The sequence below is a fragment of the Actinocrispum wychmicini genome (assembly GCF_004345645.1).
Lineage (GTDB): Bacteria > Actinomycetota > Actinomycetes > Mycobacteriales > Pseudonocardiaceae > Kibdelosporangium > Kibdelosporangium wychmicini.
The window spans coordinates 44,127-58,493 of the sequence record NZ_SLWS01000001.1; the positions used below are offsets into that span (position 1 = coordinate 44,127).

10 protein-coding genes and 1 pseudogene are annotated in these 14,367 nt (G+C 69.0%); 2 read left to right on the forward strand and 9 right to left on the reverse strand.

Annotated features, from left to right (window positions below):
- Positions 1–16 precede the first annotated feature (16 nt).
- Positions 17–2,284: a sodium-translocating pyrophosphatase gene (locus EV192_RS00200; RefSeq protein ID WP_132109940.1), complete on the reverse strand. Its 2,268-nt coding sequence runs from the start codon at positions 2,282–2,284 to the stop codon at positions 17–19.
- A 234-nt stretch (positions 2,285–2,518) separates the two neighbouring features.
- Here EV192_RS00200 and EV192_RS00205 point away from each other — a divergent pair, with 234 nt between their 5' ends.
- Positions 2,519–4,852, forward strand: coding sequence for a DEAD/DEAH box helicase (locus EV192_RS00205; protein WP_279492581.1), 2,334 nt, complete (start codon positions 2,519–2,521; stop codon positions 4,850–4,852).
- A 345-nt stretch (positions 4,853–5,197) separates the two neighbouring features.
- Here the strand turns inward: EV192_RS00205 and EV192_RS00210 are convergent, their stop codons facing one another.
- From EV192_RS00210 to ssd, 8 genes are all read right to left on the reverse strand, one after another.
- On the reverse strand, positions 5,198–5,827 hold the full coding sequence (locus EV192_RS00210) for a bifunctional DNA primase/polymerase (RefSeq protein WP_132109942.1): 630 nt from the start codon (positions 5,825–5,827) through the stop codon (positions 5,198–5,200).
- Between the two features lie 248 nt (positions 5,828–6,075).
- A complete protein-coding gene (locus tag EV192_RS00215) occupies positions 6,076–6,408 on the reverse strand; it encodes an Rv3654c family TadE-like protein (protein WP_132109944.1) in 333 nt (110 codons plus the stop codon).
- 1,194 nt (positions 6,409–7,602) lie between these two features.
- Positions 7,603–8,658, reverse strand: coding sequence for a TadE family type IV pilus minor pilin (locus EV192_RS57105; protein ID WP_341770848.1), 1,056 nt, complete (start codon positions 8,656–8,658; stop codon positions 7,603–7,605).
- Positions 8,655–8,810 (reverse strand): DUF4244 domain-containing protein, encoded by a 156-nt coding sequence (locus EV192_RS00220; RefSeq protein WP_132109946.1) that lies wholly within the window; start codon positions 8,808–8,810, stop codon positions 8,655–8,657. Before EV192_RS00220 ends, EV192_RS57105 begins: the two co-directional genes overlap by 4 nt.
- A gap of 30 nt (positions 8,811–8,840) precedes the next feature.
- Positions 8,841–9,551: a type II secretion system F family protein gene (locus EV192_RS00225; RefSeq protein ID WP_243726543.1), complete on the reverse strand. Its 711-nt coding sequence runs from the start codon at positions 9,549–9,551 to the stop codon at positions 8,841–8,843.
- A complete protein-coding gene (locus EV192_RS00230; protein ID WP_132109948.1) occupies positions 9,548–10,324 on the reverse strand; it encodes a type II secretion system F family protein in 777 nt (258 codons plus the stop codon). Before EV192_RS00230 ends, EV192_RS00225 begins: the two co-directional genes overlap by 4 nt.
- A gap of 394 nt (positions 10,325–10,718) precedes the next feature.
- Complete coding sequence (locus EV192_RS00235) at positions 10,719–11,861, reverse strand: TadA family conjugal transfer-associated ATPase (RefSeq protein WP_132109950.1); 1,143 nt, start codon at positions 11,859–11,861, stop codon at positions 10,719–10,721.
- Positions 11,858–12,904, reverse strand: a complete 1,047-nt coding sequence (gene ssd / locus EV192_RS00240; RefSeq protein ID WP_132109952.1) for a septum site-determining protein Ssd — start codon at positions 12,902–12,904, stop codon at positions 11,858–11,860. Before ssd ends, EV192_RS00235 begins: the two co-directional genes overlap by 4 nt.
- Before the next feature lie 443 nt (positions 12,905–13,347).
- Here ssd and EV192_RS00245 point away from each other — a divergent pair.
- Positions 13,348–14,160, forward strand: a pseudogene (locus tag EV192_RS00245) (HAD-IB family hydrolase).
- The last annotated feature ends 207 nt before the right edge of the window (positions 14,161–14,367 follow it).

The window sequence follows — 14,367 nt, forward strand, 5'->3', positions numbered from 1 at the left end:
TTCCGTAGGCAAAACTTCAGACGTTGTTGACCTGTTCGGCCGGGCTGTCCGCGATCGCGTTGCCACGACGCTTCGACACCACGACCGCCGCCGCGATGATCAGCACCGCGACCAACGAGATGACGACCCGCAACGCGGTGTCGCCCTGGATGGTGAACGTGACCACGGCCGGGGCGACCAGCAACGACACCAGGTTCATCACCTTGATCAGCGGGTTGATGGCCGGACCGGCGGTGTCCTTGAACGGGTCGCCGACAGTGTCGCCGATGACGGTCGCGGCGTGCGCGTCCGACCCCTTGCCACCGTGGTTGCCGTCCTCCACCAGCTTCTTCGCGTTGTCCCACGCGCCACCGGAGTTGGCCAGGAAGATGGCCATCAAGGTGCCGGTGGCGATCGCGCCGCCGAGATATCCGGCGAGCGACTCGACGCCGAGACCGAAGCCGACCGCGATCGGCGCGAACACCGCCAGCAGGCCCGGTGTCACGAGCTCACGCAACGAGTCCCTGGTACAGATGTCCACGACTCGGCCGTACTCCGGCCGGACCGTGCCGTCCATGATCCCCGGATTGTCGTGGAACTGCCGCCGTACCTCGTACACGACCGCGCCCGCGGCCCGCGACACGGCGTTGACGGCCAAGCCGGAGAACATGAACACGACGGCCGCGCCGATGATCACACCGACCAGGGTGTTCGGACTGACCAGGTTCGCCGTGAACGCCACCAACGACTTTCTCGCGTCGTTGATCGCCTCGCTGTACGAGCCGAACAACGCGGTCGCGGCGAGTACCGCGGTCGCGATCGCGATGCCCTTGGTGATGGCCTTGGTGGTGTTGCCCACCGCGTCCAGTTCGGTCAGGATCTGCGCGCCCTCGGTCGTGACGTCGCCCGACATCTCGGCGATGCCCTGTGCGTTGTCGCTGACCGGGCCGAACGTGTCCATGGCCACGATGACGCCGACCGTGGTCAACAGACCCGTACCGGCGAGCGAGATGGCGAACAACGCGACCGTGGTGTCCGCGGACAGCAGGAACGCGCCGTACACCGCGGCACCGATGACGATGGCCGTGTACACAGCGGACTCGAAACCGACCGAGATACCGGACAGGATCACCGTCGCCGCACCGGTCTCGGACGTCTCGCCGACGTGCTTGACCGGCTTGTGCTCGGTGCCGGTGTAGTACCCGGTGAGCCACAGGATGATGCCCGCGAGCGCGATGCCGATGATCACCGCGACCGCGGCGATCAGGCCCGGGTTGCCCGGCAGCGACGGCGTCTTCGCGCCGTCCAGGCCGGCGAACGAGGTCGGCAGGAAGGCGAACGCGGCGACGGTGCACAGCACGAGCGAGATCAGCGCGGAGATGTAGAAGGACCGGTTGATCGCGTTCAGGCCGTTCTCACCCGGCCGCGCCTTGGTGATGAACACGCCGATCACGGCTGTGACGACACCGATCGCGGGCACGATCAACGGGAACAGCAGGCCTTGCGCGCCGAACGCCGCGCTGCCCAGGATCAGTGCGGCCACCAGGGTCACCGCGTACGACTCGAACAGGTCCGCCGCCATGCCGGCACAGTCACCGACGTTGTCGCCCACGTTGTCGGCGATCGTGGCGGCGTTACGCGGGTCGTCCTCCGGAATGCCCTGTTCCACCTTGCCGACCAGGTCCGCCCCGACGTCCGCGGCCTTGGTGAAGATACCGCCGCCGACACGCATGAACATGGCGATCAGCGCGGCGCCGAAACCGAAGCCCTCCAACACCTTCGGTGCCTGACCCGCGAACGACAGCACCACGATGGACGCGCCGAAGAGACCAAGGCCGACCGTGGCCATGCCGACCACACCGCCGGTACGGAACGCGACCCGCGTCGCCTTCTCGCGGCCGCCCTCCTCGTTCGCCGCCGCCGCGACCCGCAGGTTCGCCTGCGTGGACAACCACATGCCGAGGTAGCCGATGGAGAACGAGAACACCGCGCCGACGAGGAAGAACAACGATCGGCCGATTCGTTCACCGGCACCTTCCGCCGGCAGGGCGAACAGCAGCAGGAACACCACGATGCCGAAAATCAGCAGGGTGTTCCGCTGGCGCTTGAGATAGGCCGCCGCGCCCTCTTGTACCGCCTTGGCGATGTCCTGCATCTTCGCGGTGCCCTGGCCCGCGGCCAGCACCTCCCTGAGCAGGAAATAGCCGACGACAAGAGCGGCGAGGGCGACCACGGCGACCACAACCACAATGCTGTAGTCGCTGCCGCGGAGGGTAGCCTCCGCAAGCTGGTACTGCCCGGACATCCGTCCTCCTGTGACTTCTGCCGATTTGCTCCCGTCCATTTCGCGCCGACGGGACGTGCTTGCCACCACGTGTGGGTGGGACGTCGGCGGAGTCTATGTGTAGTGGAGATCGCGTTCGTGAGGCGTCCCCGCCCGTGCACGTTCCGTTATCCGGCAGTGATCGATTCCGGGATCGATCAAGGCCTCGTGCCGGCGGCATGCCGGAGTGTCGGTCGGGTGTGCGAAGCTCGACAAGTGGGTGACACGCGAACTGACCGTTCCGCACGCCAGCGGGGACGGCTGTTGCTCGACCGGGTGCTCGCCGGCGTCCCAGCGAACGAGAATCCGTTGACCCACGCGCACGACATGCCCGAACTGCCCGCGCGGCACGCCGACTGGCCCTCATGGGCGCCCGCTGAGGTGGTGTCCGCCTTCCAGGACCGTGGCCTGGGAAAGCCGTGGGCGCACCAGGTGGAGGCGGCGGATCACGTGTGGCACGGCCGGCACGTGGTGCTCTCGACGGGCACGGCGTCGGGAAAGTCACTCGCATACCAGTTGCCAGTACTGTCGTCGCTCCTGTCGGACAGGCGGAACACGGCGTTGTACCTGGCGCCCACCAAGGCGTTGGGCGCCGACCAGCTTCGGTCCGTCAACGACCTGGGCCTTTCCGGCGTCCGGGCGGCGAGCTACGACGGCGACACACCGATGGCCGAGCGGGACTGGGTGCGGGCGCACGCGCGATGGGTGTTCACCAACCCGGACATGCTGCACCGAGGTGTGCTTCCAGCACACGCGCGGTGGGCACAGTTCTTCCGCCGCCTGCGCTATGTAGTTGTCGACGAGGCGCACGCGTACCGCGGCGTCTTCGGTTCACATGTGGCCCTGTTACTCCGTCGGCTTCGTCGGGTGGCTCGGCACTACGGCGCCGACCCGGTGTTCGTCGCGGCGTCCGCGACCGTGTCCGATCCGGCGAACTCGGCATCTCGCTTGTCGGGCGTCGACTGCGTCGCCGTCACCGAGGACACGTCACCCCGCGGCGCGCGAACGGTCGCGCTGTGGGAACCGCCGCTGATGGACGAGGTCACCGGGGAGAACGGCGCCCCGGTCCGACGGTCGGCCGGCGCCGAGACCGCGCGGATCATGGCCGATCTGGTCGTTGAGGGCGCGCGGACGTTGGCGTTCATCCGCTCGCGTCGGGGCGCCGAAGTGACCGCGCTGTCCGCCCGGCACGCTCTGTCCCAGGTGGACAGTTCGTTGGCCGGTCGGATCGCCGCGTACCGCGCCGGGTACCTGCCGGAGGAACGCCGGGCGTTGGAGAAGTCGCTGGCGTCCGGTGAGTTGTTAGGTGTGGCCAGCACGAACGCGCTGGAGCTCGGCGTGGACATCGCCGGCTTGGACGCGGTGGTGGTGGCCGGGTTCCCCGGGACGCTGGCGTCGTTCTGGCAGCAGGCGGGCCGCGCGGGTCGAGCCGGCGACGGAGCGCTTGTCGTGTTCGTGGCCAGGGACGACCCGTTGGACACCTATCTGGTGCACAACCCGGCAGCGGTGTTCGACCGGCCGATCGAGGCGACGGTGTTGGACCCGCTCAATCCCTACGTACTGGCTCCGCAGCTCGCTTGTGCGGCGGCCGAACTCCCGTTGACCGAACCGGACCTCGAACCGTTCGGCGGCGAACCGGCCCGGACCGTGCTGACCGAACTGGTGGCGGACGGCGTGCTGCGGAAACGGCCGGCCGGTTGGTACTGGACGTCCCGCGACCGCCCGCACGCGGACGTCGACATCCGCGGGTCGGGCGGGCAGCAGGTGGTCGTCGTGGAAGCCGACACCGGCCGGATGCTCGGCACGGTCGACCAGGGTTCGGCGTGCTCAAGCGTGCACTCCGGGGCGGTGTACCTGCACCAGGGGACGTCCTATGTGGTGGACGACCTGGATCTGGAGTCCGGTCTGGCGTTGGTGCACGCGGAAGATCCGGACTGGACCACACAGCCGCGGGAGAAAGTGGACATCACGGTCCTGCGCACGTCGACCCAACAGAACCACGACGGCGTCACGGTGTGCCTCGGCGAAGTGGCGGTCAGCTCCCAGGTCGTCGCGTATCTGCGCCGGCTGCCCTCGGGCCAGGTCCTCGACCAGGTGCCGCTCGACCTGCCGGAGCGGACATTGGAGACCCGCGCGGTCTGGTACACGATCACCGAGGAGCTCCTGCGCGCCAGCGGACTCGAGCGCGCACACGTTCCAGGCGCGCTGCACGCCGCCGAGCACGCGGCGATCGGCCTGTTGCCGCTGCTGGCGACCTGTGACCGGTGGGACATCGGCGGTGTGTCGACCGCGATGCATCCGGACACGGGTGAGGCAACGGTGTTCGTCCACGACGGCCACCCAGGCGGAGCTGGGTTCGCCGACCGCGGTTTCCACCAGATGGCCGCGTGGCTGAGAGCGACCCGGACCGCGATCGCGGCGTGCGAATGCCCGGCCGGCTGTCCGTCGTGCGTGCAGTCGCCCAAGTGCGGCAACGGGAACGAGCCGTTGGACAAGGCCGGCGCGGTCAAGGTGCTGACCATCGTGCTGGACGCCATCGGAGCTGGATAACGCAGTACGCGGGGATGCCGGTTCCGTACGGTATCCCCGCGTACTGCTTTTGCCGCCGAGCCCAGCACAAGGGCCTGCTACCAGTTCGCGACTGCCGTCAGCACGACGACACCGGGAGGCGAAGGTGTCGACTGCCGGAGTTTCTTCCCGGGGGCAGGATCGCCGACCGCGGCGGGAGGGCCGCGCTCACCGGAGGCTGCCGCGTTACGGGAGGCCGCATGCGTGTTCGCTGGGTGCTCGGCAGGCCGCCCCTGTCCTGGTCGTCGCTCTGGCGCGGGAAACCGGCGAACTGACCTCGGACGAGGCAAACCTGTTGGCGCTATGGAGTTGTCGGATGTGCCGTGGTCAGTCGGCGGCCACGAGCTCGGAGGCGTGCGTCAGCTGGCTCGGCGTGGCGAGCGCGTCAGCCAGTGCGTCCTGCACAACGGCCGACTCGGGCAACCGCCATCCGCACACCTCGGGCTTCACGCGCCAGTGGACGACACCGTGCTCGAACGGGCTGGGCGGCAATGGCACAAAGCTCCCGGCGCCGTGCAGCGTGACCGACTCCTCGCGAGCCAGCTCGCGGCGCAGCGGACGACCGGTCTTGGTCAGGAACATCCACCGGCCGGCCGGGGTGGCGACGATCGGCACCGGCATCCCGAAGGTGCGCAGCACGCTCGCGGCCTGCCGGCCCAGGGAGTCGTCGACCTCGATCGCGTCGAGCACGACACCGGTGGCCACCAGGAGGCTGTACGGCCGGCCGGTCCACCACGAGGCGACCTGCTCAGGCTTGGTGCCGATGCGCTCCTGCCAGTCCCGGTGCACGGGAAGGGGTCCTTCGTCGTCCATGCCTTCGCGGCCCGCCCACTGCGAGCCCGCCGGATAGGTGCCGGGCAGCACCGGCCACCCGTGCCACGCGAGGCCGACAGCCTCCGCCCGCAGTTCGATGCGGAACGCCCCGCGCCAGCCATCCGACCAGTCCGTTTGGAACATCTTGGGTACTTGCCTCCTTGCGCGTCGGGCACCAACCGTGCCCTGCGATTGACTAAACGGCACGAACACGCCAACTGGTAACCCGCTGTCGGCAACTGGTCGGTACGGCACGGCGAGTGAAGCCACTGTGACGTACGGGCCGAACTTCATCCGGTCGGCGGTACCGCTCGCCGAGCCCCTTCGACCGGCCCTTGATGCCGCTCATCGCGCTGGGACGACCGTTGCCCGTGGCGGTTCCACAACTGAACTCACGAATCAGCGGGTCCAGCCCTGGCCTGGGCGGTCACCTCACCAAGACCGTTCACCGCAGCGACCACCCGCACCCCCACGACCCACCCGGTGATCCGACACTCGACAAGCCGAACCTCCATCCGTTCACTCACCCACCGAGCAAGCCCACACGCATACTCCTCACCCCACGGCGCATAAGCGGCAGCAGCCAACGCCGACAAATCCGCCGCCCCATCCGCCCGATGCCGAGCGACCATCACAGCCGCCACCCCCATCAACAACGCGAACAACCCAGCCAACGCGGCAACAACCCACGCAGTCCAAACCGTCGCAAACCCTCGGTCATCCATCGAACTCACCACCTAACCAATCGGATCAGAACTCCCAACGCCATGCCCGCCCCCCGCTCAGCCACACGAGCCGACGGGCCGCCACACCCACTCATCCAGCCTTGACCGCAGCAGTCACCGCGGCCGCCCAACGAAGCGCACGGCCATCGCGGTCCCTGGGCACGGCGGCGGTCGGCCACCCCTTCGCCCGCCACGATGACAACCAGCCAGCCACCTTCACCCCGGCCCGGTCGCCGACCAACCAGCCACCACCGGCCCGACCCGGTCATCGACCAACCAGCCACCACCGGCCTGGCACGGTCACAAACAACCAGCCACCGTCGTCGCCCGACCCGCTCACCAACCAACCAGCATCGGCCTGACACGGTCGCCGACCAACCAGCCATCGTTGCCCTGCCACGATGGCGGAACAGCCCGCCACCCTGCACCCCGCCGGGCACGGCGCGGCACATCCTCGGCCTGCCCGACAACCAGACCCACAGGTGCTGCGACAGACCGGCCGCCAGCCGGGTCCACCCACCAGCGGGGCTTCCCCAACTGCCGTCAGCACTGCGACAGACCAGGCTGACGGCCAAGCCCGAGCGGAACGACAGTCGAACCCACGGCCGCGGCAACCGCAGCGCCCTCGCGTCCGCCGTGGCAACCGCAGCGTCCGTGGTGGCCCGCAGCGCGCGTGGCACCCGCAGCATGCGTGGGCACCTACAGCGCGCGAGGAGCACGGAGCATGCGTGGCACCTGTGGCATCTGCGGGCGCCCGTGTTCGCTGCAGCGTCCACGGAACGCCTAACTTCTCGTCCACGGCCGGGGCAACCAACAGCCTGGCCACACCTCGGCGACAGGCACCGGCGACACGCATCAGTGAGGTCAGCCACCGAACTTCGCCGGGGTCAACCCGTCCCGGGTGCTTGACCAAGCCCCGGTGGCGAGCCCGCGCTCGCCACCAGCGCCGCACCGGACCAACCTGCCGCCGGTGCCTTGCGGGGTGCCGCCAGCGGTGCGTGTTCTGGCGCCGCGACGCGTCAGTCCCCATGCCGATCCCGGCCGGAGCCGACGTAACCCCACGGCAACCACTGCGTCCGGATCAACCCGACTCGGATCAACGCCGCCCTGCTCGGCTCGGTGTGGCCACCAGCTCGGCCAGGCGGCCCGCCTGGCCGTTGGGCACGCGCAGGTTGGTGCGGTCAGCCGGCTTTGTCACCGAGTTGGGGGTGGGTTGGTCGGTGAACCGCGCATGCGGGGCCTTGGGGGTTGGGGTGGTGGCTTGGTGGGTTGGTCGGGGGTCATCTTGGGCGCCTTGGGGGTTGTCGGAGGAAGCGGATTGGGTGGCGGTGCGGGGTTTGGTGGCGGCAGTCGGTTGGGTGACGGCAGCGGTGTTGATGGCGGCAGTCGGTTTGACGGCGACAGCGGATCAGGTGGCGAGAGTGGGTTCGCTGGCGGCAGTCGGGTTGACGACGGCAATGGGGTCGGTGGCGGCAGTCGGGTTGGCGACGACACTCGGGTTGACGGCAGTGGGTTCGCTGGCGGCGGTCGGGTCGGTGGCCGCAGTCGGGTTGATGGCGACAGCGGATCGGGTGGCGACAGCGGATCGGGTGGCGAGAGTGGGGTCGGTTGCGACAGTCGGGTCGGTGGCCGCAGCGGGGTTGATGGCTGCATCGGGGTTGATGGCGGGAGTGGGGTTGATGGCGGGAGTGGGTTGGGCGGTGGAGGCGGGTTCGTTGGCGGGAGTGGATTGGGCGGCCGGAGTGGATTGGGCGGCTGGAGTGGCGTTGGTGGCGCGAGCGGCGTTGGTGGCCGGAGTGGGGTTGGCAGCGGGAGCTGGGTTGGTGGCGGAAGTGGGGTTGGTGGGGTGGGGGGATTGGCTGGCTCTGGTGGCTCTGGTGGCTCTGGTGGCGCTGGTGGGTTTGGTGGGTTTGATGGCTCGGCTGGGTTTGTTGGTTCGGCGACTGCGAAGGCTTGGCCCGTTGTTCGCAGGCCGAGCAGTGGTGAGGTGGCCGAGACCTCCACTTCTATTCGGTCGCCTGTGGTGACTACTTTCAGATCTGCTCCTTGTGGTGCGATCTTGATGACGGCGTTTGGGGCTGCGTCTGGTTCGCCGCGGGCTATCAGGCGGGCCGCTTCTCGGGCCGCGTCGAGACAGCGCAGTTGGTCGGTGACCGCGGCGAACCCTGCCAGGGCCAGGTAGAGCACCACCGCGAAGCCGCAGAGGGCGATCGCGGCCTCGACTGTGACCGCTCCGCTGTCGTTTCTCAGAAACTCACGGTGAACGCCCTTCGGATGATCTCGGTGATGGCCGTGACGACCTGGTCGCTGCTGAGCACCGCGTAGAGGATCCCGGCGAGCGCGACCGCCGCGATCGTGCCGATGGCGTATTCCGCCGTGGACATTCCTTTGTCCGAGGTCATTGTGTGGTCCTTTCTGTGTTGTCGTGATGGTCATCCGGCCAACCCCAGTCGGCCGGCCAGTCCGGCGATCACAGGTGCGATCCCCAGGCACATGAAGGCGGGCAGGAAACAGAGACCGAGCGGTCCCGCGATCAGCACGCTCGCCCGTTGGGCCCGTACCTCGGAGACGTCGGTCGCCGACACACGGACGTCGTTCGCCAGTGCGGCGGCCACGGTTGCCAGTTCAGTCCCCGACCTGGCTGTCCGGCGGGCACTGCGGGCGAACGCCGCCGTCTGAGTCACGTCCGCCACCGGGCGCCAGGCGTCGACCGGATCGGCGCCGAGCATGAGCAGGTCGGCTGTCGCCCGCATGGCCGTACCGCCGGCACCCGGGATCCGGTCCGCGATCACGCGGATCGCGGTCGGCACGGGCATCCCGGCACGTAGGCACGCCGCAAGCAGGTCCCAGCCCGCGGCCAGGCGTAACGGGTCCACGGGTGGTGGTGGCCGTCGGAGCAGCCGCCGGGCACCGAACCACGCGATCACCGACACCGGCAGCGCGGCGAGCCACCCACTGACGATCACGACCAGCACGCCGACCGGCACCGCCGCCACGAACGGAAACACCTTCTGGCTGGGCAAGCGGATCCGAGCCGGTCGGTGCCCAAGGAGCGCGGACAGGCGACATCGGGCGATCGCCGGACTCGGCTCGACCACGATGGCCGCGGCAAGGAGGAGCGCCGCCAGGACGAAGTCGATCACGGCAGCACCGCCTGCCGGGTCAGCCTGGCGCTCCACGCCACACCGGCGCAGACCAGCCCAACGCCGAGAACCAGCATGATCTGGCCCGCGGTCGTGCTCGACAGGATGTGCAACGGACGCGCGCCCATCACCTCGCCCAACCCAACACCCACGGCGGGCAGCACTGCGAGAATCGTCGCGCTCGCTCTGGGGCCGGCCATCCTTGCCTGCACCTGTCGCGCGAACCTGGCCCGCTGGTCGAGATCTCGCACTACCGCTGCGAGCAGGTCGGCCAGTGGCAATCCGTGGCGTTGCGCGAGCGCCCAGGCGTGCACGGTGTCCACGAGGAGTGGCTCCTGAACCGCGCTCTCGACGTCTCCACCGAGCCGAGCCGCCGCGGCGATGGCTCGCAACGCCTGCGCCCCAACGGGTGGAGCATCCACGGCCACCGACTCGGCGGCCACGACCGGGTGCGCACCCGCTCGCAACTCGCCCACCAGCGACCGCAGTGTCTCCGCCAGGTCCGACAGGGCACGCACCCGATCCTGGACGGCCCGCCGCGACCGCCAACGCCGCAACGTCACACTCCCGACGAGCCCGCCCGCGACAGCCCCGCCGATTCCCAGCGCGAGCCCGCCGACAACGGCGGACGCGACGCCCACCACGACGGTGTTCGGCTTGGGCAACTCGAGCGGTCGTCTCCGGTGGCCCAACAGTGAGCGCAGTCGCCGCGACGCCCAGCGCGTCGGCCACGTCAGAGCGGCACCCGACAGCAACAACAGAACAGTGATCATTCCCTTGTGGACCCTTCGGTGCGGTCGGGTTCCGGAGTCCACGTCGGCGACAGGCCGGCGGCAGCCGATGGCCGAGGTTCGGGTGCAGCAGGCCGGTTCCTGGCATCGCTGCGGAGAGGCATCGAACAGTGGTCGCCGTTGAGCGTGCTGGCAGTGGCGTCCGGGACCGCGGCAAGAGCTTCGGTCCGGCGGCGGTTTCCCAGGACAGGCATGGCCGGGTCGACTCCGTCCGGGGCAGGGTGGATCGCGACAGGGGAACGGTCGGGCGGAGATGCCGGGACACGGCCTGGGATCCGCGGCCAGACATCGACGAGTACCGCGAGCCGCTTGGCCGCGGCTCGGGACAACGGCACGGTGTGAGCCGCCGCCGACAGGGGAACCGGTGTCTTGACAGTCAGTCCCATGGCGCCCGAACTCCTCGCTCCGCCAACAGGTTCTCCAGGTTCGTTCGGGCGTAGAGGCGTTCCCCCGGACGCCACGCCGGGCTGACTCTCACCAGGTCGCCCGCTCGTTCGAGCACGCCGACCTCGGCCAGCCGTCTGGTCTCGCCGTCCCTGCGCATGAACAACACAACCTGGACCGCCGCCGCCAGCTGGCTGTGCAGGGCGGCCCTACCCAGGCCGCCCAACGCCGCCAACGCCTCGAACCGGGCCGGTACTTCGGCCGGCGAGTTGGCGTGCAACGTTCCGGCGCCACCGTCGTGGCCGGTGTTCAACGCGGTCAACAGCTCCACGACCTCCGGGCCGCGCACCTCGCCGACGACCAGCCGGTCCGGCCGCATGCGCAACGCCTGACGGACCAGATCCCGGACCGTCACCTCACCCGCGCCCTCGATGTTGGGCGGACGGGCGACAAGCCGGACGAACTGCGGATGGCTCGGCTGCAGTTCGCCCGCATCCTCGACGCTGACGATCCGCTCGGCCGCCGGCACGCACCCCAACATCGCCGCGAGCAGCGTGGTCTTTCCGGAGCCCGTGCCGCCGACGATCACGAACGCCAACCTCGCGGCGACAACGGCCCGCAGCAGGTCGGCACCCTGCTGCTCGACTGTGCCGAGCTCCCGCAACGCGTCCAATGTGTGCACTGCCGGTCGCAGCACCCGCAACGACAGGCATGTCCCATCCGGCGCGATCGGCGGCAGGACCGCGTGCATCCGGACGTTCTCCAGCCAGGCGTCCACATAGGGCTGTGCGTCGTCGAGCCGTCGTCCGGCGGACAATGCCAGCCGTTGCGCGAGTCGACGCACGGCGGGCTCGTCCGGAAACGAGACCTCGGTCCGCCGCAGCCCCGCCGGCCCGTCGACCCACACCGAACGCGGCCCCGCGACGAGCACGTCCGTCACCCCGGGTGATCGCAGCAACGGCTCCAGTGGACCGGCGCCGACGAACTCGTTACGCAGAAGATGAAGCGCGTCAAGGACATCCTTGTCGCCGACGACGCCGCCGGCTTCGTCGCGAATCGCGTCCGCGACCGTCGCGGCGGTGATGGCCGAGCCGGCGAGCCGAGCCCGAACCCGCTCGACGAAGTCGGCTTTCACGCCGGCACCCCCATCGTCTCCAGGGTCCTTCGGGCAGCGGCGGCCAGTGGGCCGCGGCGGGCCACGAAGGTGCCCTTCTCCAGGGATGTCGCCAAACCGCGTTGGTATGGCATCCAGGACAGCAACGGGAGATCCACCGCCTTGGCCACCTCTTCCGCGCTGAGTCCGCCCGGCGCCGGGCCGCGCACCAACACCTGTGCGCTCGCGCCGAGACCGCCCAGCCATTCGGCGACACGAGCGGCCGACATACACGCCCGCACCTCGGCCGGGACGACGATCACGGTGAGATCGGCCAGGCTCAGGGCCGCCTGAACGGTCGCGGACATGTCCCTCGGTAGGTCGCAGACCACGACGTCGCCGCCGCGCCGGCTGGCCGAAACGACGGCGGTCACCGCCTCGGGTTCCGGCGCGAATCCCTTACGGGCCCCGGACAACAGCTTCACACCGGCACACGAGGGCAGCGCGGCACGCAACGCGGACGAGGCCACCCGGCCGGACCGGACGCCGATGTCCGGCCAGCGCGGTCCCTCGTCGTTCTCCATACCCAGCAGCAGGTCCAGGCCACCGGCCAGCGGGTCGCAGTCGACGAGCATGGTCGAATGACCGCCCCGGGCCGCGGTGACGGCGACCGCGCTCGCGAACACCGAAGCCCCCGCGCCGCCACGGCCGCCGATGACGGCCACGACACGGCCTGGCGGGCCGGCTCTGCCCTCGGCCGCGTCCGCGAACACCTCGCTGAGCCACGAGTCCGCGACGGGCAACTCGATCACCCGTTGCGCGTGCAACGCCAGTGCGGCCTTGAATGAAGTGACATCTGTGGTGTCCGGCGAAACAATGATGATGTTGTCTCTCGATGGCAGGCCGGCCGCGTGGCAGTCACGCGCCCCTCCTGGGTCGAGAAACACCAAAGGCGCGGTATGCCAGAGTTGTCTCGCCGCGGGCACGTCGGACACGCGTTCAACCGCGCATCCCGCGGCCGCGGCCAGCCGCAGCAACTCGTCCAACACAGTTTCGTCATTGGCCAGTACCAGTGGTTTCGCCATCTCCGCTCCCCTGTTCCCGCAAGCCGGGCGGATTGCCCGCAAGATCCACCGTCGCTGGTCTGGGCGGCGGGAACAACCGGGTGGGGCGCGTCTGTGGACAACTCAGGGGGATGTGGATAACCGCGGCCAATTCGGCCCGGAAAACCGGATGCTGTCGGTGTTCTGTGGTATACGCAATGGCCCAATACTTCTACATAGCCGTAGGATCAGACCGAACGTATGTGGGACAACAGAAAACGCGGACATGGGACGACCCCCGCCAGGGGGGAGGGACGGGGGTCGTCAATAGGTTCAGTCCCGGGGGGTCGGACTGAACCGGCCCGGCGTCAGAGACCGGACGCCTTCACTGTATCTCCTCATCCGCATCCCGTGGTCACCGATGCGGGTTTTTCTTACGGTGTCTTATCCACAGAACCCCCGGCCGGGAGACATATGCTGGGCTTATGACCGACGTCGAGCCCGTGACCAGGCGGGTTGCCGCGTTCTTCGACCTGGACAAGACGGTCATCGCCAAGTCGAGCACGCTGGCGTTCAGCCGGCCGTTCTTCCAGGGCGGCCTGATCAACCGCCGCGCGGTGCTGAAAAGCGCGTACGCCCAGTTCGTCTTCATGCAGTCGGGCGCGGACGCCGACCAGGTCGACCGGATGCGTGCGCACCTGACCGCGCTCTGCGAGGGCTGGGACGTCCAGTAGGTCCGGTCGATCGTCGAGGAGACCCTGCACGACATCGTGGACCCGTTGATCTACGCGGAGGCCGCCGAGCTGATCGCCGACCACAAGGCCAAAGGACACGACGTGGTGGTGGTCTCGGCCTCCGGCGAGGAGATCGTCCGCCCGATCGCCCGGATGATCGGCGCGACCGACAGTGTCGGCACCCGGATGGTCGCCGAGGAGGGCAGGTACACCGGCGAGATCGAGTTCTACTGCTACGGCGAGAACAAGGCGGTGGCGATGAAACAGCTGGCCGTGGAACACGGTTACGACCTGACCGCCTGCCACGCCTACAGCGACTCGATCACCGACGCGCCGATGCTCGAGGCGGTCGGCCACCCGTCCACAGTGAACCCGGACCGGGGCTTGCGGAAGCTGGCGAACGAACGCGGTTGGCCAGTACTGGCGTTCTCCAAACCGGTGTCGCTGCGGTCGCGCTTCCAGATGCCGTCAGGGACCACTGTGGCCATCACCGCGGCGAGTATCGGGGCGGTGGCGGCGGCCGGCGCGACCTGGTACGGCCTGCGGCGCCGCAAGCGGAAATAGCCATCCGTCCGGGCGACGTGGATAGCCCGGACGGTGGTAGCGCCGACGACCGGCCGCACGCTACTCATCGTCCATTCGACACGTGGCGTGTTGATCTACCGCTCGGCGACTCTGTAACGGTGCACCCCTTCGTGCCCTTGAAGTGACCGCCATCACTAGGTACAAAGGGATTGCGGACTTCCAGTCGGCCAGGGACCAAACGAAGAG